Source organism: Vibrio sp. T11.5, from assembly GCF_027587155.1.
In the GTDB taxonomy this organism is placed as follows: Bacteria; Pseudomonadota; Gammaproteobacteria; order Enterobacterales; family Vibrionaceae; genus Vibrio; species Vibrio neptunius.
In genome coordinates, this window is sequence record NZ_JAPPTP010000001.1 from 360,411 (window position 1) to 386,005 (window position 25,595).

Annotated in this window: 25 protein-coding genes and 4 tRNA genes; 16 read left to right on the forward strand and 13 right to left on the reverse strand. The window is 43.8% G+C overall.

Translation table 11 applies throughout. The features are described from left to right. Positions 1–58: 58 nt before the first annotated feature. A complete protein-coding gene (locus OH455_RS01675) occupies positions 59–847 on the reverse strand; it encodes a TetR/AcrR family transcriptional regulator (RefSeq protein ID WP_269980108.1) in 789 nt (262 codons plus the stop codon). Positions 848–1,043: 196 nt separating this feature from the next. Here OH455_RS01675 and OH455_RS01680 point away from each other — a divergent pair, with 196 nt between their 5' ends. Next, positions 1,044–2,168, forward strand: coding sequence for a PQQ-dependent sugar dehydrogenase (locus OH455_RS01680; RefSeq protein ID WP_443088574.1), 1,125 nt, complete (start codon positions 1,044–1,046; stop codon positions 2,166–2,168). Between the two features lie 30 nt (positions 2,169–2,198). Here the strand turns inward: OH455_RS01680 and OH455_RS01685 are convergent, their stop codons facing one another. Then, positions 2,199–2,777 carry a TetR/AcrR family transcriptional regulator gene (locus tag OH455_RS01685; protein ID WP_269980110.1) on the reverse strand — a complete coding sequence of 193 codons (579 nt, stop codon included), beginning with the start codon at positions 2,775–2,777 and terminating at the stop codon, positions 2,199–2,201. Positions 2,778–2,912: 135 nt separating this feature from the next. Here OH455_RS01685 and OH455_RS01690 point away from each other — a divergent pair, with 135 nt between their 5' ends. Next, positions 2,913–3,953, forward strand: coding sequence for an alkene reductase (locus OH455_RS01690; RefSeq protein WP_269980111.1), 1,041 nt, complete (start codon positions 2,913–2,915; stop codon positions 3,951–3,953). Positions 3,954–4,057: 104 nt separating this feature from the next. Here the strand turns inward: OH455_RS01690 and OH455_RS01695 are convergent. From OH455_RS01695 to uvrY, 7 genes are all read right to left on the reverse strand, one after another. Beyond that, positions 4,058–4,133: transfer RNA gene (locus tag OH455_RS01695), tRNA-Gly, on the reverse strand. A 17-nt stretch (positions 4,134–4,150) separates the two neighbouring features. Beyond that, positions 4,151–4,237 (reverse strand) — tRNA-Leu (locus OH455_RS01700). 71 nt (positions 4,238–4,308) lie between these two features. Next, positions 4,309–4,384 (reverse strand) — tRNA-Gly (locus tag OH455_RS01705). A gap of 3 nt (positions 4,385–4,387) precedes the next feature. Continuing rightward, positions 4,388–4,461: transfer RNA gene (locus tag OH455_RS01710), tRNA-Cys, on the reverse strand. A 236-nt stretch (positions 4,462–4,697) separates the two neighbouring features. Then, on the reverse strand, positions 4,698–5,255 hold the full coding sequence (pgsA, locus tag OH455_RS01715; RefSeq protein WP_045974358.1) for a CDP-diacylglycerol--glycerol-3-phosphate 3-phosphatidyltransferase: 558 nt from the start codon (positions 5,253–5,255) through the stop codon (positions 4,698–4,700). 78 nt (positions 5,256–5,333) lie between these two features. Next, entirely contained in the window at positions 5,334–7,166 is a 1,833-nt protein-coding gene (uvrC, locus tag OH455_RS01720; RefSeq protein ID WP_269980112.1) for an excinuclease ABC subunit UvrC, read from the reverse strand. After that, on the reverse strand, positions 7,166–7,810 hold the full coding sequence (gene uvrY / locus OH455_RS01725) for a UvrY/SirA/GacA family response regulator transcription factor (RefSeq protein WP_006962720.1): 645 nt from the start codon (positions 7,808–7,810) through the stop codon (positions 7,166–7,168). Before uvrY ends, uvrC begins: the two co-directional genes overlap by 1 nt. A gap of 351 nt (positions 7,811–8,161) precedes the next feature. Here uvrY and OH455_RS01730 point away from each other — a divergent pair, with 351 nt between their 5' ends. The 3 genes from OH455_RS01730 to OH455_RS01740 all read left to right on the forward strand — a co-directional run bounded on the left by OH455_RS01730 (position 8,162) and on the right by OH455_RS01740 (position 13,060). Beyond that, a complete protein-coding gene (locus OH455_RS01730; protein WP_269980113.1) occupies positions 8,162–8,647 on the forward strand; it encodes a DUF3015 domain-containing protein in 486 nt (161 codons plus the stop codon). Positions 8,648–8,783: 136 nt separating this feature from the next. Continuing rightward, positions 8,784–10,622 carry an Lnb N-terminal periplasmic domain-containing protein gene (locus tag OH455_RS01735; protein ID WP_269980114.1) on the forward strand — a complete coding sequence of 613 codons (1,839 nt, stop codon included), beginning with the start codon at positions 8,784–8,786 and terminating at the stop codon, positions 10,620–10,622. Positions 10,623–10,696: 74 nt separating this feature from the next. After that, positions 10,697–13,060 (forward strand): DNA polymerase II, encoded by a 2,364-nt coding sequence (locus OH455_RS01740; protein ID WP_269980115.1) that lies wholly within the window; start codon positions 10,697–10,699, stop codon positions 13,058–13,060. Positions 13,061–13,071: 11 nt separating this feature from the next. On the opposite strand, the gene OH455_RS01745 is transcribed toward OH455_RS01740, so the two are convergent. Beyond that, on the reverse strand, positions 13,072–13,800 hold the full coding sequence (locus tag OH455_RS01745) for a substrate-binding periplasmic protein (protein WP_269980116.1): 729 nt from the start codon (positions 13,798–13,800) through the stop codon (positions 13,072–13,074). A gap of 426 nt (positions 13,801–14,226) precedes the next feature. On the opposite strand from OH455_RS01745, the gene OH455_RS01750 reads away from it, so the two are divergent. Then, positions 14,227–16,077: a leukocidin family pore-forming toxin gene (locus tag OH455_RS01750; RefSeq protein ID WP_269980117.1), complete on the forward strand. Its 1,851-nt coding sequence runs from the start codon at positions 14,227–14,229 to the stop codon at positions 16,075–16,077. Between the two features lie 65 nt (positions 16,078–16,142). Here the strand turns inward: OH455_RS01750 and OH455_RS01755 are convergent, their stop codons facing one another. Then, positions 16,143–16,910 carry a nucleotidyltransferase domain-containing protein gene (locus OH455_RS01755; RefSeq protein ID WP_269980118.1) on the reverse strand — a complete coding sequence of 256 codons (768 nt, stop codon included), beginning with the start codon at positions 16,908–16,910 and terminating at the stop codon, positions 16,143–16,145. 136 nt (positions 16,911–17,046) lie between these two features. Between OH455_RS01755 and yeiP the strand changes: the two genes are divergently transcribed. Further along, complete coding sequence (gene yeiP / locus OH455_RS01760; protein WP_006962727.1) at positions 17,047–17,613, forward strand: elongation factor P-like protein YeiP; 567 nt, start codon at positions 17,047–17,049, stop codon at positions 17,611–17,613. A gap of 2 nt (positions 17,614–17,615) precedes the next feature. Beyond that, positions 17,616–17,936 (forward strand): HI1450 family dsDNA-mimic protein, encoded by a 321-nt coding sequence (locus tag OH455_RS01765; protein ID WP_045974366.1) that lies wholly within the window; start codon positions 17,616–17,618, stop codon positions 17,934–17,936. Between the two features lie 118 nt (positions 17,937–18,054). On the opposite strand, the gene ihfA is transcribed toward OH455_RS01765, so the two are convergent. Further along, positions 18,055–18,351, reverse strand: coding sequence for an integration host factor subunit alpha (gene ihfA / locus OH455_RS01770; protein ID WP_045974367.1), 297 nt, complete (start codon positions 18,349–18,351; stop codon positions 18,055–18,057). Positions 18,352–19,065: 714 nt separating this feature from the next. On the opposite strand from ihfA, the gene OH455_RS01775 reads away from it, so the two are divergent. The 7 genes from OH455_RS01775 (at position 19,066) to OH455_RS01805 (ending at position 24,611) form a co-directional block, all read left to right on the forward strand. Next, complete coding sequence (locus OH455_RS01775) at positions 19,066–21,540, forward strand: hybrid sensor histidine kinase/response regulator (protein ID WP_333482718.1); 2,475 nt, start codon at positions 19,066–19,068, stop codon at positions 21,538–21,540. Positions 21,541–21,830: 290 nt separating this feature from the next. After that, the gene (locus OH455_RS01780) at positions 21,831–22,073 is read left to right on the forward strand and encodes a hypothetical protein (RefSeq protein ID WP_045974369.1); all 243 of its coding nucleotides are present in this window, start codon (positions 21,831–21,833) and stop codon (positions 22,071–22,073) included. Positions 22,074–22,200: 127 nt separating this feature from the next. After that, positions 22,201–22,752: a septation protein A gene (locus OH455_RS01785; RefSeq protein ID WP_206369659.1), complete on the forward strand. Its 552-nt coding sequence runs from the start codon at positions 22,201–22,203 to the stop codon at positions 22,750–22,752. 92 nt (positions 22,753–22,844) lie between these two features. Further along, complete coding sequence (gene yciA, locus OH455_RS01790; RefSeq protein WP_045974371.1) at positions 22,845–23,243, forward strand: acyl-CoA thioester hydrolase YciA; 399 nt, start codon at positions 22,845–22,847, stop codon at positions 23,241–23,243. 113 nt (positions 23,244–23,356) lie between these two features. Beyond that, on the forward strand, positions 23,357–23,653 hold the full coding sequence (locus tag OH455_RS01795; protein WP_269980120.1) for a YciI family protein: 297 nt from the start codon (positions 23,357–23,359) through the stop codon (positions 23,651–23,653). A 1-nt stretch (position 23,654) separates the two neighbouring features. Continuing rightward, on the forward strand, positions 23,655–24,053 hold the full coding sequence (locus OH455_RS01800; protein WP_269980121.1) for a GspS/AspS pilotin family protein: 399 nt from the start codon (positions 23,655–23,657) through the stop codon (positions 24,051–24,053). A gap of 336 nt (positions 24,054–24,389) precedes the next feature. Continuing rightward, on the forward strand, positions 24,390–24,611 hold the full coding sequence (locus tag OH455_RS01805) for a hypothetical protein (RefSeq protein WP_045974374.1): 222 nt from the start codon (positions 24,390–24,392) through the stop codon (positions 24,609–24,611). Between the two features lie 73 nt (positions 24,612–24,684). Here OH455_RS01805 and OH455_RS01810 read toward each other — a convergent pair whose 3' ends face one another. Beyond that, positions 24,685–24,933 (reverse strand): DUF1289 domain-containing protein, encoded by a 249-nt coding sequence (locus OH455_RS01810; RefSeq protein ID WP_269980122.1) that lies wholly within the window; start codon positions 24,931–24,933, stop codon positions 24,685–24,687. A 214-nt stretch (positions 24,934–25,147) separates the two neighbouring features. Here OH455_RS01810 and OH455_RS01815 point away from each other — a divergent pair, with 214 nt between their 5' ends. After that, positions 25,148–25,594: an META domain-containing protein gene (locus tag OH455_RS01815; RefSeq protein WP_269980123.1), complete on the forward strand. Its 447-nt coding sequence runs from the start codon at positions 25,148–25,150 to the stop codon at positions 25,592–25,594. The last annotated feature ends 1 nt before the right edge of the window (position 25,595 follow it).

The window sequence follows — 25,595 nt, forward strand, 5'->3', positions numbered from 1 at the left end:
TCGTCATTTAGAGAGTCAAATAAAACCCATAACGGGCTTTATTTTAGGCTGAAGCAGATTAGCGTCCGACGGAGTTGAGATATTCGATCTCTTGACTAAATAGCTCCTGCTCTACTCGGCGCCAGGTTTTCTTGTAATCCCACTCACTAGAGAGAGGTTTCCAGTTCAAACCATCCAACAGCATATTCGCATTATGGAGCACAGAGAACGGGTCCTGTAGGCGATTGATACAATGGCTATTGGACGCATTTTGCGTAAGGGCATTTGACCCAAAAGCAATCGACCAATTGGCAAACACTATCGCATCTGAGCTGATACCTGGTGAGAACTTGAGGTCACCACTTTCAACGGCATGGTTCACCAGTTGATCGGCACCTTCTATCACTTGCTCTTCCAGCTCATTTAGCGCTTTAACACGTTCTGGCGACGCCTTCTCAAGTACAAAAGGATTTTTCGCCATTAGTGCACACATGGACAAAATCGGCTCCATGCGCGTGTAGATACGATAGCCTACATGCATCGCTATGATTTTTTCCCGTGTACAGCCTTCAAATTCTGCAGCGCGGGCGAATAACACAGCTTCGCTTTTCAGAGAATGAATACAAAGCGCAACAATCGCGTCTTCTTTACTACTAAAGTGATTATAAATCGTACCTTTCGAGTAAGGGCTTGCTGCCGTTAGCTTGTCCATGGTCAGGTTACTCCACCCTTCCTTTTGAACCAGCGCTTTCGCCAGTAGAATCAGCTCTATTTCTCTATCGGCAATGGCCTGTTGTTTTTTGGTTAACCCAAAACCACAACGGACGCCGTCTTTTTTATCACTCTTTTTACAGCTAAAGCCAAACATGATTATTTCGATCCGTACCCGTCTGTTACTCCTTAACTTTCTAATTGTAACACGAATCATAATATTGCGATAAACCACAATTATGACGATTCGTCATTTTTGACACTTCGTCATAATAGATCATATATTACTCAAATAAAAGATTTATTCGTAGATAGATACATAAAAACTATGAATTGTTATCGTGCTACACTTTATGCACTTATCTGAACTAGAGGGACATTGCCACGTGTTCAAATACTTAGCTTTGCCGCTTGTTACTTTTACATGCTGGACAAGTCCGGCATTGTCAGCGGACTACTCAACAGAAAAAATTGCTTCAGGTTTACAGGTTCCTTGGGGAATGACGTTCGCCGACGACAACACGTTACTGGTAACCGAACGCAAAGGCCATATTCTCTCGGTCGATATCGCTACAGGCAAAAGTACTCAGCTTATGGAAGACCCCGCAGGCCTTTATGCCAACGGTCAGGGAGGGTTGCTCGATATCGCGATGTCCCCTTTCGAACCGAACAAAGCGTATGTGACCTATAGTAAACGCACCGCTAGCGGTTCAGATACCACTCTTGCTACCTTCACATTTTCAGACGGTAAGGTCTCTGACTGGAGAAACATCCTTACGACAACATCCAATTCCTCGACCAATCGCCACTATGGTAGTCGGGTGACCTTCGATGATCAGTACCTCTACATGAGTGTTGGCGATCGCGGAGAACGAGATAATGGACAGGACTTAAGTACCCATGCGGGATCGATTCTGAGGTTGAACCCTGATGGTTCAGCAGCCGCAGACAACCCTTTCGCCGAGCAAAAAGGCGCGAAAAAGGAAATCTGGAGCTTTGGTCATCGTAATCCACAAGGCTTGTTTTACGATTCAGAAGCTAGCGCTTTGTGGTCGATAGAACATGGTCCTAGAGGCGGCGATGAAATCAATTTTATTCAGGCAGGCTCAAACTATGGCTGGCCAATCACTTCTCACGGTAAAGAATACTGGGGGCCGATTAATGTCGGGGAATCTAAAGAAAAAGAGGGGATCGAGTCACCAGTAAAGGTTTATGTTCCTTCCATCGCTCCCTCAAGTTTGCTTTTGTATCGAGGTAAAAACTACCCTGAATTGAACGGTAAGCTTCTCGCACCCGCTCTAAAACTGACCCATATTAATGTCGTCACGCTAGACAAAAACAATCAAGCGGTAGATGAAACTCGAATATTATCAGCACTTAACGAACGCATTCGCCATGTCATCGTCAGCCCTAAGGATGAACTCATCTTTAGTACTGATCAAGGTAATATATACCGCCTTGTTCCAACTCGCAGTTAAGAAAAAGGCCCGCAATAAAGGGCCTTGTTCTTATGCGGTGATATGCTCCAGCAGTTCATCCTTGAGCTCACCTAATACCCCAGGCTTTGGCTGAGTGTGAGATAAAGTTCGCATACCATAGATGCCCATCACCAAAAATTGAGCTAACTGAGCCGGCGATTTTTTTTGAGATGCATTTCCCTCTCGCTGAGCCAGAGCAAGCTTCTCTTCAATAGACTGATGCCAATCTTGAAGCATCATGCTGATAAGATGTTCCACCTCATCATCCTGCTGTGCCATCTCACTGAGTGATTTCTGCAGCAAACAGTCTTTGATTTCTTCCGTTTCACACTCTTCGACAACCCAACTTAGATATTTTTCAAAGCCATCCATCACTGTTGGTTGGGAGTCAAACAAAGCCTGAAACTCTTGCGATTTATCATCACGATACTGTTCCAACGCCGCAATCAATAAGCCGCGCTTGTTTTCAAAGGCACAATAGATTGAACCGGGGTGCAGTCCAGTTACCTTTTTTAGGTCTTGCATACTGGTCTTAGCGTACCCTTTAGCTACAAAAGCATCCATTGCAGAACGTAATACCTCTTCCCGGTCAAATTCAGCGCTGCGCATTGGTTCTCTTATCTCAATTATCAATATTGATTGATTCTACTTTATTTTGAACAAGCATTCAAAAAAGTAGTTGAATGCTTGTTCAAATTAGACTAACTTGAATGGGCATTCAAGAAAAACCACGAAGGGAACGTCATGAATAACCTATTTGAACCATTAGCGCTGAACGACACTATTACGTTGAACAATAGAATTGTTATGGCACCACTGACTCGTTGTATGGCTGATGACAGCCTAGTTCCAACTCAAGCGATGGTGGATTACTACGCTCGTCGAGCAGATACTGGTTTGATTATTAGTGAAGCGACCATCATTCGCCCAGATGGTCAGGGATATCCAAATACCCCCGGAATATTCAGTCAGGAGCAAATTGCAGGCTGGCGTAGGGTGACAGACGCGGTTCATGAGAAAGGCGGTAAGATTTTTGTGCAGTTGTGGCACACTGGCCGTGTTGCGCACCCTCACTTCTTCAATGGAGAATATGTACTGGCGCCTTCCGCAGTCAGCGTTGAAGGCAGCGTACCCCGCATGCGAGAACTGACCTACACCACGCCTAAGCCAGCGACCCGAGAAGAGATTGAAGAACTTGTTGACGATTATCGTCAGGCCGCTATTAACGCTCTAGAGGCAGGCTTTGACGGTGTTGAAATCCACGGGGCAAATGGCTATCTGATCGACCAATTCCTGCATTATTCAAGCAATACTCGAAACGATGAATTTGGTGGCTCAGCAGAAAATATGACGCGCTTCCCGTTGCAAGTCGTCGATGCAATCGTTGATGCCATCGGTAAAGATAGAACAGCACTACGACTCTCTCCTGGTGCTTACTTCAACATGGAACCAGACAATCGTGATCGTCAGGTTTCAGATTACTTGCTCAAAGCACTCGAAAGCCGTGATCTAAGCTACCTTCACGTGGGAATTTTTGACGATAGCATGTCATTTGGTTACCTAGATGGCACCGTTTCAGAGTATATGCGTTCAAACTACAGTAAGACGCTAATGGGTGTTGGTGGTTTTACGCCAGAAACCGGGAATGCGGCGTTGGAGTCCGGTAAATTTGATTTGCTGGCAATTGGTCGTCCATTAATCGCCAACCCTGACTATGTCGAAAAAGTAAAATCAGGATCAGTGTTGACCGAATATTCGGATGAAATGCTTGCCGAGCTTGTATAACCCATTCACGTTCGGTGAGTTAAAAATCAGCGGCTTTTGGCCGCTGATTTATTATGTAATGAAGATACAAAAAGCCCTGACCAAATGGACAGGGCTTCGTAATTTGGAGCGACACACGAGGTTCGAACTCGTGACCTCAACCTTGGCAAGGTTGCGCTCTACCAACTGAGCTAGTGTCGCATAATGCGTTGGTTAGATGGTGCCCCGGGCCGGACTTGAACCGGCACAGCGCGAACGCCGAGGGATTTTAAATCCCTTGTGTCTACCAATTCCACCACCAGGGCACACAAATCTAAATTTGTGATGGAGACACCATCTTTGACATCGACCCATCAGGAATCGGCATCATAAAATTTGGAGCGACACACGAGGTTCGAACTCGTGACCTCAACCTTGGCAAGGTTGCGCTCTACCAACTGAGCTAGTGTCGCAAATGGAGGCGCGTCCCGGAGTCGAACCGAGGTCCACGGATTTGCAATCCGCTGCATAGCCACTCTGCCAACACGCCTTCGTAACACCAATCGTCTCGCTTATTTCGCTGCGTTCCTCTTGGGTACGGGATGCATTCTACGGATTCGAACTAATGAGTCAACACTATTTTTAATTTTTTGAATCGTTTGTCTAATTAACAGTCAAAAGCGTCTAATTTGATTAATTTACTCTCAAAATTCTTTTGATTTTGACCAAGTTAACTTAAACAAAGTAGATGAGAGGCATAAAAAAACGGGCTATTGCCCGTTTTCTTTAATGATGCTCTTCACTGAGAAGGTCGTCTTTGGCTGCCATTAAATACTGTGCCATAGACCAATAGGTCAATACGGTCGCAACATAAAGCGCGGCGTAACCTAACCAAACCATCCAGTCGTCATAACGCCAGATAAGCACCCATAAAGCAAACATTTGGCTAAGCGTTTTTACTTTACCTACCCATGAAACTGCCACACTGGCACGTTTACCGATTTCTGCCATCCATTCACGCAATGCAGAAATAATGATTTCTCGAGCAATCATAGTCACAGCAGGAATTGTTACCCAAATGGAATGGTAGTGTTCAGTGACAAGAATCAGAGCGGTCGCGACAAGGACTTTATCAGCAACAGGATCGATAAAAGCACCAAAACGGGAGGTTTGCCCCAACTTTCGCGCTAACATTCCATCTAGCCAGTCCGTGAACCCTGCAACCCAGAACACCATTGCCGCTGCAAAAGGTGCCCAACTGTAAGGAAGATAAAAAACCACGACAAATACTGGAATAAGGAAAAGTCGTAACAAAGATAGAATGTTAGGGATATTTAAACGCATATTTATTGAGGCTCTTATCGTTTGCGTATTGCTCTGTTCACTGCTTAAAAACAGGGCTCTTATGGTGCGGGATTTTTCCTATTGTTTCAATGCTTGATAAATGTTTTCTGCCAAAGAAACACTAATCCCAGGAACTTTGGCGATTTCTTCAACGCTAGCACGTTGAAGTTCCTGTAATCCCCCCATGTATTTGAGCAATGCCTGACGACGTTTCGGCCCCACCCCTTCAATGCCTTCCAAGGCACTGGTTCTTCTTGTTTTTCCACGCTTAGCTCTATGCCCCGCAATGGCATGGTTATGGCTTTCATCACGGATATGTTGCATTAAATGTAGAGCTGGTGCATCACTAGGCAAGTTGAACTCTTCACCGTCTGTGGTAATCAAAGTTTCCAATCCTGGTTTACGCGTCACTCCTTTCGCAATACCAATCAAACGTGGCCGTTTAGGCCAATCTCCCCAATACTGTGAAATGATTTCAAATGCTCGGTTAAGCTGCCCTTTCCCCCCATCAATAAACACAATATCCGGGATTTTTTCTACATCTAGCTGCTTGGAGTAACGCCGCTCAAGCGCTTGTCCCATCGCGGCGTAATCATCACCACCGGTAATTCCAGTAATATTGTAGCGACGGTATTCCTGCTTAACTGGCCCTTCTTGATTAAACACAACACAGGAAGCAATCGTACTTTCTCCCATTGTATGCGATATATCGAAACATTCCATACGAGTGATGATATCCATACCTAAGACTTCCCGTAACTCTTTAAAGCGTTGGGATATTGTCATCTTGTGGTTGATTTTAGTAGTAATTGCAGTCAGTGCGTTGGTATTCGACAGCTTAAGGTAACGTCCACGAGTCCCCGTCGGGTTAACATGAAAATGGACTTTACGTCCGGCAATCTCGCCTAGAGCCTCTTGTAATGGCAGCGATTCTTCCATCAGGCCGGAGTTAAGGATGATTCGTGTCGGGATCGTTCGTGCTTCGTTGTGGCTCAGATAATACTGGCTCAAAAAGCTATAAAACACTTCTTCCTGAGTCGTATCATTGGGAATCTTAGGGAAATGGCTACGACTGCCTAAAATCTTACCTTGGCGAATCATCAGAATATGGATACAGGCAATGCCATTTTCTTGAGCAAAACCTAAGACGTCCATATCATCTTGAGAGTCTTCAGAAACAAATTGCTGCTCCTGAACACGGCGTATCGCTTGAATTTGGTCTCTAAACTTTGCCGCGTCTTCAAACTTAAGACTTTTACTGGCTAGCTCCATTTTTTCAACCAATGTTGTTAAAACCTGCTGATCTTTTCCTTGCAGGAACAAACGAACAAAACCCACCAGCTCGGTATAATCTTCATCGGAGATAATACTGCTCACACATGGCCCCGCACACCGGCCAATTTGGTACATCAGACAAGGTCGAGTTCGATTACTGTATACCGTATCTTCACATTGTCGAACTGGGAAAATTTTTTGAATTAAATGCAGAGTTTCCCGAACCGCTCCCGAGTCGGGGTAAGGTCCAAAGTATTCACCTTTGCGCTTTTTTGCACCGCGGTGCATCGATAGTCGCGGGTGCTTGTGGCTACTGACAAAAATGTAAGGGTATGACTTGTCATCACGCAGTAATACATTGTATTTAGGCAAATATTGCTTAATGTAATTGTGTTCAAGTATCAGTGCTTCTGTTTCGGTATGCGTCACCGTGACATCAATCTTGTCAATATTACTGACTAAAGCTCGTGTTTTTTCACTGTCTACTTTGCTGCGGAAATAACTAGAAAGGCGTTTTTTGAGGTCTTTAGCTTTGCCCACATAAATGACAACAGCCTCGGCGTTATACATTCTGTATACGCCGGGCTGATTAGTAACGGTTTTTAGAAAGGAAGCCGAGTCGAATGTGGCGGTCACTACAATGTCTCGGTGTCTAACATTCCATGGCGAATGGCTAGATGAGTCAACTCTACATCACCGCTAATATCCAGTTTATTGAACAAGCGGTAGCGGTAACTGTTGACCGTTTTCGGGCTCAAATTCAGCTGTTCTGATATATCAGTCACTTTCTGCCCTTTGGTGATCATCATCATGATTTGTAATTCACGCTCAGAAAGATCAGCAAAAGGGTTTTCCGATGCTGGAGAGAATTGGCTAAGCGCCATCTGCTGAGCAATTTCAGGAGAAATATAACGCTGGCCGCTATTGACCACACGAATTGCGTTGACCATTTCATCTGGCCCCGCACCTTTAGTCAGGTAACCTGCGGCACCTGCTTGCATCACTTTAGTTGGAAACGGATTTTCCGTATGAACAGTTAAAACGATGATTTTCACATCAGGATTGAAACGCAAGATTTTCTTGGTTGCCTCTAAGCCCCCAATACCTGGCATATTCATATCCATCAAAATGACATCGGCATGATTGCTACGACACCATTTCGCTGCGTCTTCACCGCTTTCAGCTTCCCCTGCTACGTTCATTCCACGGACGTCTTCAATAATACGTCGTATCCCTGTGCGAACCAGCTCGTGATCATCTACAAGGAAAACACTTATCAAACTTGTATCTCCACACTTCTTGATTGGCTCTGCACCCACTCTTTAATAGCGGATAACAGCATGGCAGCCTATTTTAACTCAAATTACATTTTTTACTTACTCTGAATATGTGCTCTAACGCAAACTTTAGCAAGTACTTATTTTCATATCTGCTGCTTAATACACTAGTAACATATCTATCAACAACTTAAGTCATACATTGGGCTTGAGATTCAAAAAGCCGCATGGGGACACATAACACAAGTCTTAATATTGAAAATGAAGCTAACTTCACTTAATAATACACGGCGCAATACATATTGTTGCACAAATAAAAAATACACTTTGAATGTAATCTTATAAGGATATGTTATGAAAAAGCTTCTAGCAGTGGCAGCCCTAGCAACAACTCTTCCTATGTCTAATCTGGCACTTGCAGACAATGATATTGGTTGTGGTTTGGGTACTATGGTATTCGATGGTAATTCAGGTAAGGTATCTAAAATCCTAGCCGCTACAACTAACGGTACTTCTGGCAACCAAACTTTTGGTATCACTTTTGGTACTCTAGGCTGTGACGGCACAGGTACGATTTCATCATCTCAAAAGCTAGCGATGTTCATTGATGGAAACATGGACAACCTAGCACGTGACATCGCTAAAGGCGAAGGCGAAACTCTCGCGACGCTTTCTGAGGTATGGGGTATTAATGAAGCTGACAAAGCAACATTCAACACACTAGCTCAGGAAAACTTTGCACAGGTTTTCAAATCTGAAAATGTCACCTCTCAAGAGGTGTTTGTAAACCTGAACAACGTTGTTGCTGAGAACACACAACTAGCGGGTTACGCTATTTAATCCATACCTTTCTAAAAGGTGCCTTTCTGGGCACCTTTTTAGCATCACCCTAAACCTCCCTTCGCTTTGCTGTACCCTAGCACTGAAAGTTGAAGATAAACCGAACTGTAAGACTGTGTATTAGATGAAGTCCTATGTGCTAAAAATTTCATTGTTGTGTGGCGTTAGCTTGTTGCTACCTTTTACCTCGACCGCTAACGAATTCGATGTAGAACAGCTTTCCAAGCACTCTTACTGGCATAAGCTGGGACACTATTTGCCTACGTTTATTAATGGATACGAGAGTACCGTCGATAAAAGCGAGTTTTTTCTTTCAGAGCAAGGAAAGTACTCTCCTAGAGCAGAGCTCGAGGCAACCATCAATCAACTCTATTCTGAAGATAAGCAACTGGCATTAGAAGCTCAGTGCCAATACCCCGCGCGCTATCATTGGCTTGAGCAACAACAAGGTCGTGAGGCGATATTGAATTGCCCAGAGTTGGACACTTGGAGCCAAGCCATCGATCCGGCGGGTCTTACGCTGGTTTTCCCAACCGCATTTATGAATAACCCTTCTTCGATGTTTGGTCACACTCTATTGCGTGTAGATGCTAAGGATCAAACCAGACATAAAGAATTGGTAGCCTTTGCTATTAATTTTGCTGCTGAACCTGAAACAGATGACAACCCCGCTCTGTTTGCCATCAAGGGGTTGATCGGCAGCTATCCCGGTCGTTACACCGTGATGCCATATTATCGAAAAGTTCGTGAATACAACGACATCGAATCCAGAGACATTTGGGAGTACAAACTTAAACTCACGGAAGACGAAGTCAATCGAGTTCTATTACACTTATGGGAGATGCAAAGAGCAGAGTTTGATTACTATTTCTTAGACGAAAATTGTTCTTATCAATTGCTGTCTCTGTTAGATGTCGCTCGGGAAGATTTGCGCTTAACCAAAAACTTCTCTGTACAAGCTATTCCATCAGATACGGTTTATGCCTTAGCGGAAAGCGGACTATTGGAAGAGCCTCAATATCGCGAAGCGTTTGGCACTAGATTACTACATCAAGCCAATGAAGCCGATGAGAAAATATTCGAGGCTGCGAAAAAAGCGACTCAAGGCGAGTACCCGAGTGAAAACGAATTCTCAGATAAAGAACGAGCAGCGATTCTAGAGCTCGCCTATGAGTGGTTAAACTTTCAATTGTATGACTCCGGTTTAGAGCGGGACCCAACAGCCAAACGATTGACTAAGTTGCTCTATCTACGCAGCAGAATCAAAGTTGAATCCCCTTTTACCCCAGTACTGCAACCTGATGTCCCACCAGAAAAAGGGCATGCTTCCGCTCGTATCGGATTGAGCTACCAGTACTGGGATGACTACAATAATCAAGCCACTATTGAATGGAGAGCAGCGTATCATGATTTGCTTGATTCACAGGATGGCTTCATACCCGGCGCACAGATTAATTTTTTAGATACTCAAGTGAGCTTTGATCAGCAAGGCACTGCTCGGCTGGATCGATTTTACTTTATCGACACAATGGCGCTGGCGCCAAGTAATAGAGTGTTCGACAGTTGGGCTTGGAATATTCGTACTGGTTTTGACCGCCAGCCTATGTCTAATAAGATGGCAGGCAGATGGTTCGGACAGGGTGGCTTTGGCAAGGCCTGGGGCTCACCAGACAAAGTCCACGTATACACTCTCTTGTCAGGTGCAGTCAGTGGCGGCAATCTGACCGAATATGACGCAACCCCTGGAGTCGGCTTGGAAACGGGTATAATTTTCCAAGCTGGCCGTAATCATAGAATAGGATTACAAGCTCAAACTATGGCGCTGGTAAGTTCTCCGGAAGAGAGCCATGTCGACATTGATGCGAGCTGGAACTGGAGCTTTGATCGCAACTTTGCTGTACGAACACAATTGAGTTATCAAAGTTGGCAGTCTGAGAACATTGGCGCCAAACTTACTGGCTTTATCTATTATTAAGAGTGAGCCTGCTTATGCTAAGCTAGTGAAACCAAGCTTCATCCGTTGCTTGGTTTTCATTTAGAGCAGTACAAATGTCCGTCCAACAAGGCTTCCTACTTACCCGTCACGCTAGAGATGTTTCTGGTCAAACTCAGATCGATTTATGGTTATCTACTGATAATGGGCCTGTACAGCTTGTTATACCGGCAGAGAAACCCGTCTTCTTTATTCCTCAAGACGATATCAAGCAATGCCAAACTCTAATTAAAGAGTTATCAATTCAGGCTGAGATAAAACCTTTGGCGCTGCATAGCTTTGATGATGTAGAACTTGCGGCTTGTTACTGCTTAACCGTTAAAGACGGGCAACGGCTAAGTCAAAAATTCAAACATCACGAAATTCTTGTACTCGAAGACGATATACGCCTCGCAGATCGATACTTAATGGAGCGCTTTGTTCAAGGAAGTGTCGAATTTACCGGTCACCCCCAACCTAGAAAGGGCTACACTCGCTTTTCAAGCGTCAAATGTCGTCAGGGGGACTATATCCCTCAGCTGAAGGTCGTCTCGCTCGATATTGAATGTTCAGAGAAAGGCGTTCTTTACTCTATCGGACTCGATAGCCCGATGGACAGTCGAGTGGTCATGATAGGTGAACCGCAAGAGGCGTGCACGAGTATCGAATGGGTCAAAGATGAAAAACAACTCCTGCTCACTTTAATCTCATGGTTTGAACGATTTGATCCTGACGTCATCATCGGGTGGAATGTAATCGATTTCGACTTTCGACTCCTGCATAAGCGGGCTGAGTGGAACAAAGTTCGGCTGGCTATAGGCCGTGACAACCAAGCGAGTTTTTTTCGCACCTCAAGTAACACTCAACAAGCATTCATATCAATCCCAGGTCGCGTGGTTTTAGATGGTATCGATACGCTAAAAACCGCCACTTATCACTTTCGAAGCTGGTCGCTTGAATCGGTTTCTCAGGAGTTACTCGGCGAGGGTAAGCAAATCCACAATGTTCATGATCGAATGGACGAAATCAATTACATGTTCAAAAAGGATAAGCCCTCACTTGCAAAGTACAACCTGCAAGATTGTGTTCTGGTCAACAAGATTTTTGCCCACACCCACTTGCTTGAGTTCGCCATTGAACGCTCTAAACTGACTGGTGTTGAGCTGGACCGTGTCGGCGGTTCGGTCGCTGCATTTACCAACCTTTACCTGCCACAAATCCATCGTGCTGGGTACATTGCCCCTAACCTACAATCTGAAAACTGGTTGGCTAGCCCAGGGGGCTATGTCATGGACTCCATTCCGAACCTATATGATTCGGTGTTAGTTTTGGATTTTAAGAGCCTGTACCCTTCCATTATTCGCTCTTTCCTAATAGACCCTATGGGTTTGATCGAAGGGTTGAAATTGGACGTGGGTAAACAAGAGAACCAGGCTGTTGAAGGATTTCGTGGCGGTCAATTTCATCGTAGTAAACACTTTTTGCCCGAGATGATCGAAAACCTGTGGGCGGCGCGCGATATCGCCAAGAAAAACAATGAAAAGGCGTTCTCACAAGCAATTAAGATCATCATGAACTCTTTCTATGGGGTACTGGGATCTTCTGGCTGTCGCTTCTTTGATACTCGCTTGGCGTCAAGTATCACTATGCGTGGTCACGAAATCATGAAGCAGACAAAAGTACTTATCGAGAATAAAGGCTATCAAGTAATTTATGGGGATACAGATTCGACGTTTGTATCGTTAAACGGGCAATTTTCTCAACAACAAGCCGATAAGATTGGCCACCAGCTCGTAGACCATATCAACGAGTGGTGGACGAATCACTTACGTAGTGAGTACAACCTCAACTCAATTTTGGAGTTAGAGTATGAAACACACTACAAAAAGTTCTTAATGCCAACAATTCGCGGGCAGGAAACAGGGTCAAAAAAACGTTATGCTGGACTCATTGGTGAAGGAGAAAATGAGCGGCTGATTTTTAAAGGATTAGAAAGTGCACGGACAGACTGGACCCCACTAGCACAAGAGTTCCAAAAAACACTGTACTCAATGGTATTTCATGGTGAGAATCCGAGTGAATATATTCGCGGATTTGTCGAGCAAACAAAAGCGGGAGATCTCGATGATAAGCTGATTTATCAAAAACGACTGAGAAGAAAGCTTCATGAGTACCAGAAAAACATTCCCCCACAGGTACGCGCAGCCAGAATGGCAGATGCAATAAACGGCCAACTCGGTCGTCCATTACAGTATCAAAACAAAGGTAGAATTGAATACGTCATCACTATTTCAGGACCTGAACCCAAAGAATACCAAAAAAGCGCCATCGACTATCAGCACTACATTGATAAACAACTCAAACCGGTTGCCGAAGCCATCTTGCCATTTATTGGCCTTGATTTCTCGACACTTAGTGAGCCACAACTAGGTTTGTTCTGACAATGAACAAACTATTTCGCGTCTTTCATTATCTCCTCATAACGGCCAGACGCAATCAGTTTCTCAAGGCCTAGGTTAAACTGCTCTACAAAGTACCTTTGATGAGGGCTGTTATTTGAGATAAGTACACTCCATTTTTGCGAATCGATGGGCTTTCTAGCATGAGTAATTCTCTTGGCTTCTTCAACAGAAAGGCTGTTACGAATTAGGGCATAACCAACACTTTCGGTCGCAATAACTAAGTCTACTCGGTTGGCTAGCAGCTTTTTAAAATTTCCGACCTCTTTTGCTATACGTTGAACATTAATCACGCCTTGCTGTTCAGCCTCTTGGAATTGTTGTGAATATTCATAACCAATAGTTCCACCAATCTCATATTCACTCAGATCGCTCAACGTATTCCAGTCGACGGTTTTATCATCCAGATGAAACAAAACACGACGTTCTTCTAATATAGGAAGGGTGTAGAGGAAGGCAGCTTGACGCTTTTTGTTTTCAGACCAAATCACTGTTCCGTCATATTGGCCTTCTTCAGCTAGAACGTAAGACCGTTGCCACGGGTACCAACCCCAAATCACCTCTATACCTTGGAGTTTGTATGTCTCAACAATAACTTGCGATGATGGCCCACCATTTGGTAAAGATTTCGACAAATAAGGAGGCCATTCACCGTTAGTTAATTTAATGACATCCGGACCTGCAAAAACATATGCAGAGACTAAATAAAGAGTCGTAAACATCAACCGAACATTCAAAGTAACTCCGACAAGGTAAAGAGTCCATCACTCTGGCAAGTATAGTCGAACCAACCGCCCTTTGTGATTTCAGCCTCCGCTTGCACTCATCGATGTACGCTCTCTATTGCTCGCACAGCGAGTGATGCACCGCCATTCATGCGTTAACCGCCAACAGTGTGAGACACTCGTTCAAAATCAACAACTTGATCATTTGACCTGTATCTTTACTGGTGATTTTTAACCCATTTTTAACCCTATTTGTACTATTAACGACATGCAACCACCATTTGAACATTCGGTGCAGCTTAAATCTATATTTTGGCCAAACCTAGCGAATCACACAAATCTTGACTATTCCCGTTATCAAATTCATTGGTGTCCAGATTGCCAACGTTCAGGTTTGTGTCCTCAAATAACAAGAGAGATAGTATGAAAAGACAATTCAACCTGCTTCTAATAGCTTTATCAGGCGTTTTGAGTACCAACATTTGGGCATCAGAATTTGACGAGCCTGCTGGAGCAGCCATTAATATTCTCAGTGCCTTACAAGATTCAAGTGCGGTGAATTACATCAATGCTGAAAATCTCGTCAACGGAAACAGCACACCACCGACATTATCCCAAGTAAAAACTCAGGTTTTAACGGAGAACAAACGCTATTTGATCGACTTTAGCAACATAGAACAAGAATCTGACAAAAAAATAGCTCAAGATAAGCTCCGTAGAAGCTTAGGGTTATTGACTCTCGGAGATATGCTAATCATTAGTGAACACAAAGGTAAACTCCTGTTTAGTCAGTTGGAGGGTTCTGATGACACCAACCTTAAACGTCTTGAATACAAACCAAATCCACGCCGAGTAAAGAAAAGCATCTCCCCTCTTGCAGAGGTAGACAACAGCATACCTAGGGTCGCTTTTTATATCGAGGCGAAACGCGCCATCAGTGATGCAGCATGTAACCCTACATGGAATACTTACCAAGGCCCCGTAAAAAGTACAGGCATGTGTGACAATGCCCATATTTCTCTGATTTATCAGGTGACACTGCAGCGTTCATTGCCATTTGGAACTCAAGGAAGCGCAACACCTGATGCCAAAATAGTGAGAATTGCAATTGACGATTCAACGACCGGAGCAGGTATTCAACTGAACCGAAACTTCGGCAACATTCTACTTCATACACGTGGTATACCTTGGCCCGAGGGCGGTGACGAGCATGAGATGGTGACCACAGCACTCGCGCAAAGTTATGACTTCAATTTCAATGCTTCAAATGGAAAAGCTCGTATCCTGCGCACTGTGCCTAAAAGCAATTTAAATAAGAATTACACAAACCGTGAGATTTCGACCTTTTCATTTGGTGTGGTCGCGGGAGGTGACGCAAGTAGTGACGGTGCAAAAGGCAAACTCGAAGCTTCAGCGAACTGGACAGAATCGAAATGGTTATCCTTTGAAACCAATGACTATCGAGTCGATCGCTATTCAAATGGCCCTCAGCATGTGGGTTTCGAGTGGGCAAGGGAGCAGTACCCAACCGCGGAGTCAGTGATGGTAACCACGATTCATGGCTATACGGCGGGAATCACACTACCTGTAGATGAAAGTCGTATCAACAAAATGGGGCACGCAAGCTTCCTACCAAAAATGGAAGTCATTTACTCTGCAGACCCTGATGCGACGGGAAACACCAAATTTGATATTGACTCCACTGTCGACATCACTGGTTTTAGGTATATGACGAACGTGACGCCATTCTTTGGAGTACGAACTTACTACGCTAAAGACGACGATCACCAAGTCAATAGCGTCAACAAGAACATTAATTTTGTAGTTGATTGGGACCACCCTGTGTTCACTGGCGGCAGGCCTGTTAATCTACAACTGGGCGGCTTCAAGAACCAATGTCTGGCTATCGATACGCAACAGCAGATCTCGGCTAAAGAGTGTGATGAATACGATAACCAACAAGCTTTCATCTACAATCGAGATGGCCAGTATATTAGCGCATACAATACAGAATATTGCTTAGACAGCGCTGACCTAAACCAAGCTCAGCCGTGCAACTTAAGCCTCACACAAAAGTGGAGTTGGGAAGAAGAAGCTAAGCAAGATAGTTTAAAGAGTGCCCACCTCGACCATTATCTGACACACGATAAGCAGACTGGTGAACTCAGCATGACTGTCGGTGCAGAGTCAAAGTCTAGCCTCAGCACAAAGATGTACACACGATATGTCAATGTTTTTGATCCTTCTACGGTAGAAACCAACTCGTATAAGTAATCAGCCACATACCTAAAAGCGGCAATAAAAGACAGTGAGGCTTTTATTGCCGCGTCATCAATATCTCAGCCTATTTTAAATTCGGTTTTTTTGTACTGCTTAGCCAACCACTCACCGAAACCATCAAGGATACCAATGACAGAGCGCTTTGCGATCACCCGTCCGGTGAGCAAAATTCCTAACCGTTCAATTTCGACTTGTTTATCTGGGTAATAGCGTAAAAAATTCTGGCCACACTCGATAGGATCATCAAACCAATTCTTGTCTTTGTACATCACCAAGGAATAACTCGCACGCAAAAGCTTCTTAGCAATCACTATCTGCGCTTTTGACTGTTCCTCTGGCGTTGCGGAGCGAGCAATGCGATTACGGTAAACGGCTACCCAATCTTCCACATCCATATTCCAATGTTTGGCAATTTCCCAACTTGGCTCATAATCACCAAAGCATTCAGAGAGGTCTTCGCCATAAATGCACACCGAGCAGTGGCGTAACTGGAAGCCCCAAGAGAATATGCTCTCCAAACTGGCCACTTCTTTTACGAGCGTGTTCTTCAAGGAGACATCTTTAATAAAGGGATAAGATTTCTGAAAACGCCATTTTATCGAATTGAATAGGGTCGTTCTAACATCACTAAAGCTCTCATTGGTCACCACTAAAACATCGAGATTTGAACGATTAGGCATCGCTCGCTTGCGAGCAACACTACCATAAAGGTAAACACTGTGTAGATTATCGCCCAGTCCCCCTTTAAGAAAAGCGATAAGATCGTTGATGGCAGGCTGATACCTTGCTTGAAAAGGTTGATTCGGATCGATAATGGAAAGATGCATTTAGTTGATAACAATAATTTTTAGATCTTCGATTTCTTAATGTTCGCCCACTCGCCTGCATGAATCAAGATATTCCTTCCCTTAAACACTATGTATATAATACGACGATTCCATTCCATATTAAGGAAACATTTTTATGCCAAGGGCAAGTGAACTTAAAAAAGGTTTTGCTATCGAATCTAGCGGCAAAACACTCTTGATCAAAGATATCGAAGTCACCACTCCGGGCGGTCGCGGCGGCGCAAAAATCTATAAACTGCGTTGTACTGATCTTGCAACAGGTGGACGCGTTGATGAGCGCTTTAAATCCGACGACGTAGTTGAAACGGTGGATATGTTCAAACGTGCTGTCGCTTTCTCCTACGTTGATGGTGACGAATACATCTTCATGGATAACGAAGATTACACTCAGTACACCTTCAAAAAAGAAGAAATTGAAGATGAGCTCCAGTTTGTCACTGAAGAAATTCAAGGTTTGCACGTTATTGTCGTTGATGGCAATGCAGTAGGACTGGAACTTCCAGCCTCTGTTGAGCTTGTCATCGAAGAAACTGACCCATCAATTAAAGGCGCTTCAGCTTCAGCGCGCACGAAACCCGCACGTTTCGCGACAGGTCTGACCGTTCAAGTTCCTGAGTACATAGCAACGGGCGACCGTATTGTGATCAATACTACCGAACGTAAATACATGAGCCGAGCGTAATTATGTCCGAACTGATCTCCTATGATGACACCATTGAAACGGCTTATGACATCTTTCTAGAAATGGCTCCGGATAATCTGGAAGCAGCAGACGTTATTATTTTCACTGCGCAATTTGATGATCGTGGCGCTGCCGAACTCGTTGAAACTGGCGATGACTGGTCTGGTCATGTTGGCTTTGAAGTTGATAAAGAAACGTACGCGGAAGTCCGCATAGGCTTAGTCAATGAAGTGAATGACGTCTTAGATGAAGTCTTCGCTCGTTTACTGGTGAGCCGAGATCCGGACCATAAGTTCTGCCACGTGCTGTGGAAGCGGGACTAAATGCTATAAAATACCCAAACTTTCAACATGGGTATTTTTAGAAATAACTAGAAGACGAACTATCGACTAATTCGTCTTCTAGAATTCTATCGGTTTCAACTGACAAACGGTGTGCTTGTTAGTCTTCTACCTTGGCATTTTCTACACGGGCTTTTAGTTTTTGCCCCGGGCGGAAGGTGACAACGCGACGAGCGCTGATTGGAATGTCTTCACCCGTCTTTGGGTTTCGACCTGGACGTTCGTTTTTTTCTCGAAGATCAAAGTTACCAAATCCAGACAGTTTTACCTGTTCGCCACTCTCTAGTGCCTTACGAATTTCTTCGAAAAACGCCTCAACCGTTTCCTTGGCATCCCGTTTACTGTATCCGAGCTTCTCAAACAGGTTTTCAGCCAAATCGGCCTTTGTGAGCGCCATAAAACTTTCCTCAAAGCTGTGTTAAACAATGCTGCCGAATTGACAGCGCCAAAGCATTTTGCCCAGCCAATCAACAACATATCGGCTTTACTTGGGAAAGTGTATGCCAACCTTCTGATTTTCGCCAACTTTTTTGTTGATTGAACGCACTTTAATCTTAAAAAACAAACAGATAAATCAATCCTCTCATCCTTAAAACGACACAAGAGGGTTATTAAGCTTTTGTTTTTTATGAAAAATCACCACTAAAATCAAATTAGTCAGTATTAAGCACTGAAATAGTTGGCAAAAAAATTCATTTTGACGTGAAAGTCAATTTCTATCGTCGCCTAAGTCCAGATGATCTACTTTTAAATTCATCGCAATACCAAGTGTCGTACTAAAAACATGCAACCTGACTTAGCCACATTCGCTCAGAATCCGCTCCGTAAATCGTCTGTTTAGAAAACTTTAACATAAATAATGAGACAGAGCTCAGACACAAATAAAAAACAGGTTGCATAATTTTTTTTGTCATGTACACAAGACTTCCAAGCGTTGAACCACTACACATATCGTCCGAGGGTAGCTTAAACTTTGTCACCTTCTCATTGGTTAATTACTAGGCTCCCAATGAACATTGACGATAACTACAAATAAAATTCGGGCCAACGTTCGTAACGTCAAAACTGGTGAAAGCAGAACATCATGTTCAGTTATTTATTGAGTCAACTTATGTATACCAAGGCGGTGGTTTTAATTTTAACCGCCCTATTGGTGCTGATTTGGGCTGTGTACTTTTGTACAGTACTTGCCAAACGTCATGGAGCACTGAGTTTGTGGCAGTATAGCTACTATATTTGCTACTCAATTGGCGTCTCAATATGGATTCTTAGCAATAGCTATTTTCATACTGGCTTACTTGTGCATTTTAGTGATGAAGTGGCAATCAACATGGCTATTCTTGCCAACTTAGCGACCTCGCTTGCCTTTGCTTGCGCATGTTGCTTTATCGCCAAGCTACACAAACACTACACGGGCCGATCTGCTCCGATGTGGCAAGGGGTATTGGTTGCGTTTATTTCTATATTTGGTGTTGTGGTCAATCTGATCCCTGGGTGGACAGTTAGCGGTATAGAGATAGTAGGTCCGAGTGAGTTTCAATTAGAGTTTGGCCCATTCACCAAATACTTCTTTCTTGGTTTTACCACCATCATTTTGCTGACGCTTGTTAATTTGCTGTCCCTAAAAAATTGCACAAGTCAAATCAGACGGAACCGTATCAACTACATGATATTAGGCATCGCTATTTTCATGTGTTCCACAGCTATCATTCAAGTTGGTGTCACTTTTTTCTTCGATGATTTCTCATTGACTTGGTTACCACCAACGCTCTCAATCAGCGAAATGCTTTTGATGGGTTATGCACTGCTGACTTCGAGGTTTTATAGTCCCAAATATATATGTTTTGTTGCTCTTAGTATCGGAATAACTGCCGTCATCTATGCGTACGCAATATTGCTGCCCTTCTCCGGTGACAGTGTAGAACTCTTCGAGATCCTATTTGTTGTTTTGATTGTTGGTATGACATGGCAAACACTTTATAAATGGGTTAGGAAGGGCGTGAGTCAAGTCTTGTACGGGGATGTGATGTGCCCCGTCGACAAGATTTCTCAACTAGAAGTAGACTTTAGGAGTTCACCTTCTAAAGCCATGGAACAACTAGCGATTTATCTCGGAGTTCCCAAAGATCAACTTCGCTTGCTTGATGATTCTCATGGTGCAGATCTCTACCGTTCGTATTTTGCAAACAACAGTAGTTCTCTCGTTATCGAAGAGGTTGAAGAGGCTTTGCTTCTATCATGTGATCAAACACTTAGGGCTATCCATCATAGAATGAATGAAACTAACTCTGCCCTTGTCTTACCGCTGTATGAACGTCAAAACAAACTATCTCATGTCCTAGTTTCAAGCTCAAAAAGTGGCGGCGTCTATTTCTCCAACGAAGAACTATCTGCGCTAGAGCGAGTGTTCAAAAAAGTTCAGGTGTACATAAACCACGAGCGGAAGGTGAAACAATCACAAGCACTCGCCAGCTCCATTGCAAATGAGATGCAAAGCCCTTTCGCACAACTGCAATTTGAATTCGAACATTTAAATCACGGTATCGAACTTAGTCGACCGCCAGAGCAGCTTGCTCAGCACTTAAGTAAGGGGAGAGACGCCATAAATAGAGGGCGTCAACTGATCGACATAATAGTTCGAGAAGTCAGTAAACCATCATTGGCTGAAGAACCTGTTATGCCTTCATCGATAGCTTCGGCCATTAATATTGCCGTTAGTCAGTACAGCTTCCACGATAAATCGCTTCGCCAGCGCGTAAAAGTGTCTGTCGAGCAGGATTTTTTGGCCAATATTAATCAAACTTTATTCAATTTCGTCTTGTTCAACTTGCTACGCAATGCCGTCTATTACTTTGATTCATATCCTGATAGCCAAATAATCATCCAGACAGAAAAAGGACGGTTCCAAAATCATGTCATTTTCACGGACACAGGCCCTGGGATACCTCAAATCTACTTAGCACGTATATTCGAAGATTTTTTCAGTCACAATAAAACTGGAGGGAGTGGTTTAGGGTTAGGTTACTGCAAACGAGTCATGAAGGCCTTTGGTGGAACGATTCAATGCGACTCGAAAGTCGATGAATATACAAGGTTCTATTTGAGTTTTCCTGTTACTTCAAACACAGAGGAGGAATTCCACCCCAAAGAAGCGATTGTAAGCTCTGACGATGTCAGAACTTTGCCCACATCTATCGCCAATTCAACAACCACTTCAGAGAAACCGCTTATCCTCGTCGTAGACGACAAACAAGTTCAGCTTTCGCTCGCTAAGCTTTATCTTGAGCAATTGGGTTATAACGTTCTACTGGCAAACAATGGAAAAGTCGCCATTGAGGTAATCGAGAACAATCCAATTAGCCTCGTCTTTATGGACATTCAAATGCCGATAATGGATGGATTTGAAGCAGCAACTATAATCAAGCGTTCTCACCCGTCTCTTCCCATCATTGCGCTGTCAGGCGAATCGGGAGAAAAGGAACTGAAAAGAATTAGTGAAGTTATGGATGGGCGTTTATCCAAACCCACATCAAAGCAGGCATTGGGTCAGATGCTGGCATCAGCGTTGTCTGCTTGTGTGCACTAGCACCATTGCAATTTCAAAACGACTCGCAAAATGCATGGCGCTGAGAGATGATGATCAAAAGCAATCTTTCTTGTATCAAATATTATTTGGCGTTTGAAATTTGACACCGAAATTGAACTCTCTAAGTGATTAATACAGTGAATAAAAGTTCATTATGGTGTAGCCCTATTCGATTGTGGCACTCATTATGCTTCTACGTTATCAACGAGGATAAAGTGGCAATGATTTGTCTCCGTCACTTTATCAGCCTGAGACTGTTACCGGGCAGACACAGATAAGAGAGGCTGTTTATGGAAATTCATCGACATACGTATTATCGCCTTATCCATCACGGAATCAAAAGCTTGTTAGTTGATCGCATAGGTCATTTCACTGAGCACGAGTACCATGACTATCTCAATTACATGACTGGCAAATCCAGCTGTTTCTCCATGACTAATGAAGAACTGGAGGTCGCTGTCGCTAACCTTAAAAACGAAGGCTATCTAGAAGACATCAAACCCTTGATACGACACTTTGAAATGCACTCCTAATGATACAACACCAAGGCCAGCAAGATATCGCTGGCTTTGGTATATCATCGTAACAGGGGCTTAAACCATTGTGAATTGTACAGATTTGGTTAGACTGAGGGCAATTTGGCAATTCACAGACTCTACAATGAAACAACTGATCGATTTTATTCCGCTCATTATCTTTTTTGTCCTGTATAAAATACACGACATCTACGTAGCTACAGGCGCTCTCATCATAGCGACAGCAATTCAAATAATCGTTACCTACGCCTTATACAAAAAAGTTGAAAAGATGCAGCTTGTCACCTTCTTGATGGTGGCTTTTTTTGGTGGCCTGACCATATTCCTACACGATGACAATTTCATTAAGTGGAAAGTCACCATTGTATACATGGTCTTCGCAATCGGCCTTGCCGTCAGCCATATCATTGGCAAATCCGCCATAAAGGGCATGCTTGGCAAAGAAATTAGCCTGCCCGATCCAGTATGGGCGAAGGTTACTTGGGCGTGGGTTGTGTTCTTTTCACTCTGTGCGGGACTCAACGTGTATGTTGCGTTTGAGCTACCACTTGATGTGTGGGTCAATTTCAAAGTCTTTGGTCTACTTGCAGCAACATTTGGTTTTACCTTGCTGACCGGTATCTATATCTACAAACATCTGCCAAAAGACAAGCCCGAAGCCGACTCTGGTGACTAACCACACGTTTTTGATATAATCCACACTAATTTTTCCCCATTGGGGTACTTCAGCGGCTGTATTGGCCGCTGTTTAATTTTATGGATGTCAAAATGAGTAAAGAAATCTCTTCCCCTCGGGGACAAATGCTTTTACGCACCCTTGCCATGCCAGCAGACACCAATGCAAATGGCGATATATTTGGTGGTTGGATCATGTCACAGCTCGATTTAGCAGGCGGCATTCTAGCAAAGGAAATATCTGGTGGACGAATTGTCACTGTGTCGGTTTCAGGGATAACTTTCAAAAAGCCAGTTAAGGTTGGCGATGTTGTATGCTGCTACGGTGAATGTACCAAGATTGGCCGTACATCGATGAGCATTGATCTGGAAGTGTGGGTAAAACCAGTCAAAGAACACGGCGTGGAAGATCGCTTCATGGTGTGTGATGCTACGTTCAACTATGTGGCTATCGACACAGAAGGCAAACCTCGCCCTATCAAACAAAACTAATCTCACACTTTGCTGTCAGAAGGTCTTTAAAAAGCTGTTACATTCTGTAGAGTTAGGCTAATCACACAATAAGCGGCTTCTCAGTAGCTTATTTATTATAAGGACATCTATACATGTGGTATGTAATTTTCTCTCAAGACGTTGAAAACTCGTTGGAAAAACGTTTAAGTGCTCGCCCTGCTCATCTAGAGCGCCTGCAAAAGTTACAAGATGAGGGCAGACTACTGACCGCTGGCCCGCTGCCAGCCATTGATTCGGACAATCCCGGCGAAGCTGGTTTTACAGGCTCTACGGTGATTGCGGAGTTCGAATCCCTTGTACAGGCTCAGAACTGGGCCGATGCGGATCCTTATATTGAAGCAGGTGTCTACGAAAAAGTGATCGTCAAACCTTTCAAGAAAGTATTTTAAGATGAAATTAAAGATTGCCTTAGCTGCGCTCTCTGCTGTTCTTCTGGCAGGCTGTACATCACCAGAGGGAGACAAGCAGCGACAGCTGGAGCTACTCGCTAGCAACCGTGCCAGTTTATTGGCTTCAGAGTTGCCGATGGAAGCCGGTCCACTTTCTATCATGAGAGCCAGTGCAAAAGGCCCGTTCATAGAAATCATGATGGTATACAACCAAGATGCCAAAGGCGCCAAACCCATCCAGCAAGTGCTTCGCCAAAGCATCAACACATACTGTACCAATCCTGATACCAAAAGTAATCTGGATGTCGGTTTAGGCTATCGCTTGAAAATGCGCAACAGCCGCGGACAGTTAATGGTGGACGAAATCGTAACTAAGCAGACTTGCCAAGCCAGGCCTTAGCCTGCTTTTCGCCCAGTAATTACCCCTAAGACCTCGCAATGCGGGGTCTTATTTATTGAAGCATTTGCTCACTTCCTCTTGCCTCTCCATTTAATAAAAACTCAGTTGCATACGAAGCATACGGGAAAAATGAAGTTTTTATGACAGTTAAATTACACTATAAAACAGACAAAAACCCCTAAGTGCTTATTGATTATCAAAATAATCAACCCCAATGAGTATACTTAATCGCCATAAATAAGAGATATAATCTTTAATCTTGTATTCTCACATTGACGCTTACCTAATCGCCTTCTAACTTTTCATATTAGTGTTACTACCAAGGAGGATTCCCCAATGAAGCGCGCAAGCAATTCCTATCGCCTGCAACTAATAAAAGAAGTCGCTACCCGGCAAGAGCGACTCAACTGCGGGGATCCCATGGCTAACTATATTCAAGAATTATTAGACTCCAAGTCTGATTCTGAACTACATACAGAAAAGCATTATCGCTTTAGCGGCAATCACTTCGACGAGCATGTTGGCGGCTGGGTTAGTGACAAGTGGGGATTAAAATAACCAGTGACATGAGGGGGTATAAACAAGAGGGTATACCTCTCACCTTGGCGTTTGTTTAAAATGTCTAAAGCAATCAGAAAAGGTCTTGCTGAGGACTTTGAGGACCCGGGTCTACTTGCTGTTCAGCTTTGGCACCGAGTATTTTCCGACGATAGCGCTGGCGACATAGTTTAATAATGTGCAATTGCTCGGCAGGGGTAAAGGTAAGCCAATTAAAGCGCTCTTCACGCTTGCGCATACAACCCTTACAGTAGCCTTTTTCATCCACTGTACATACGCCTACACAGGGGCTCGGGACGACAAAAAATTCTAGCTGCTCCATATGTGCCTCTTCAATCGTTTTCTCAGCTACCCTTTACGCATCTATAACCACTTTATTGCATCAACAATTGAATAAAGTTCAATCACTTCCATTGTGTGTCCACAAACAAACTATGACCTTAACCTGACAAGAGCAGTGGTTTATAACCTATACTTTGTGCCATTAAAGTCGGCAAAGTGTCGATTGATGTTTCTATATTTCGGAGTTCATTACTATGAAGTTTAGCCCAAAAATATTACTTGCTGCCGTCACTGTACCGTTTGTTATGACGGCTTGCGCAAGCAATGGAGGCGATGTGAAGCAAATAACTGTTCAGGACCTTCAACATCACAACTGGGAGCTGGTGAGTATTGATGGAAAAGAAATCAAACTAGAAGGCCACCAAAAACGACCTCGATTAGAGTTGGGCGAAAAAATGATGGCCAACGGCAACGCTGGTTGTAACAACTTCTTCGGTCAGGCTGAACTCAAAGATAATCAGTTCCGCATCGAAAAAATGGGCATGACTATGAAAATGTGTATGGGTGACGCGATGGATTTAGAGCGGTCATTCTCGACAACGCTCGCTGAATGGAGCGACATGTCCCTGACCAACGAAGGTATGGTACTAAAAAATGACCTTCATACTCTGACTTTCAAGCTAAGTGATTGGAAAAACTAAT